Below are 1,638 nucleotides of genomic sequence, written 5' to 3'. Positions count from 1 at the left end.
CGATCTGCGTGACGCTACAGAAACCCACTATGCGGACAAAAGGCAATAAGCGAAAATGGGCCTTATCTCATCCAATAATGACGTATAGAAAGTGATTCTTACAACAATAAAGATAGTCAGCCTGCAACGTCAGGCGTGACGATACCGGGTTTGTGTTCTCCTTGAATCGGCGTACCGTCAGAATACCCCAGTTCACCGTACTGCGGCGTGCTTTGCTGGGGCGTGTTTTGCTGGGGTGTGGACTGTTGGGGCGTGGTGTATTGCGGGGTCGAATACTGGGGTGCCGTGTATTGGGGTGTGGTCGTTTGGGTTTGGGCGGCGGCCCGTTTCGCGGCCTCCGCCTCCGCTTTCGCCTTGTCCGCCTTCGATTTCGCCGCCACCGACTCGCTGACGCGCTTCGACGCGGCATCCAGACTCTTGACCGCCTTCTCGACCGCCGCCACATCGTTCGCCTTGGCCGCCGCGTCGATCGCATCCGACAACACGGTGCGCGTCTTGTCGTCCGCGACACGGTTCTTCGACGATGCCAGCAGCTTTCTGGCCTCACTCACCTTGCTGTTCAGTCGGGTCTTCGCATCCGCCAACTGTTTCGCGTCACGACTCGCCACCACAGCCTGCGCATCCGAACGCACGCTCTTCACACGCCGCCCCGCATCATCGGCCAGCCGATCATTCGTTGCACGCGCCGCATCCAACCCCGACACGTCCGACCCGTCGCACGCGACCGGCTCACCCGGATTCGTCTTCACAGTCGCCGCCAACGCAGTCACCGTGCTCGCGTCCGCCACCTGCGCGACCGTGACCTTCAACGCGCTCCGCACCTCACCGGACGCTTTCACGGTGCTCCATTCGCCGACCATGCGCTGCGCCTCACTACGACTCGACTCGCACGCCGACCGCGCCACACCCACACGCCGCGCCACGTCCACACGCCACCAGACAATCCCACCCACGATCATGGCGACAGCCAGCAGCACGCCCAGAACGACAATCAGCCTACGACGGGATGGTCCGCGCCCGGAACCAGAACCAGCATCCACAGCCATCGCATCAACCATGCCAGCCGCCTCCGGCAACGGAAGCATACCCCGCCCAGACGGCAACGGGACAGGCGGCACACCCCGGTCAACCCCCTCATCCTGCAACACGCGCCCGGACGGCATGGGCGCCGGCGGCACGCCCCGGTCACCATCGTCAGCATGCTCCATGACAGCACCCGGCTTCCGCCCGTCCCCGGACGGCAACGGAACAGGCGACACGTCACCATCGGACGGCAACGGAACCGGCACAACCCGGCCAGTCCCGTCATCATGCCTCACCTCACGCCCGGACGGCATGGGTACCGGCGGCACCGCCGTCGTCGAAAACCCGTCACCCATCGAAAACCACCTTTCCACTACTACCACTACGGTACCAACGGAATGCGTCCTCGACCGACGGACCGTGACACCCAGCGCTTCACGGAAACCGCCGGATTGCCCAGTGACGACGTTGTGACCGGCTGAAGTGGACTGATCGTTGTGCCGTCTCTACCGCGGGACGACTTGCGGTGTCCGCTGTCGATGATGCTTGTTCTCCACATCAGGGAGCGGTCACAGGGAGCGGGTTCGGTCACAGGGAGCGCCCGCACCCTGTGAC

Annotated in this window: 1 protein-coding gene; it reads right to left on the bottom strand. The window is 63.5% G+C overall.

All coding sequences use genetic code 11. From position 1 onward, the window contains the following. Positions 1 to 116 precede the first annotated feature (116 nt). Positions 117 to 1,058: a hypothetical protein gene (locus EHS19_RS10345; protein ID WP_151917681.1), complete on the bottom strand. Its 942-nt coding sequence runs from the start codon at positions 1,056 to 1,058 to the stop codon at positions 117 to 119. Between the last annotated feature and the right edge of the window lie 580 nt (positions 1,059 to 1,638).

The sequence above is a fragment of the Bifidobacterium jacchi genome, assembly GCF_009078285.1.
Lineage (GTDB): Bacteria > Actinomycetota > Actinomycetes > Actinomycetales > Bifidobacteriaceae > Bifidobacterium > Bifidobacterium jacchi.
Note: the sequence above shows the minus strand (reverse complement) of the source record. Positions and strands in the feature narration are given on the sequence as shown.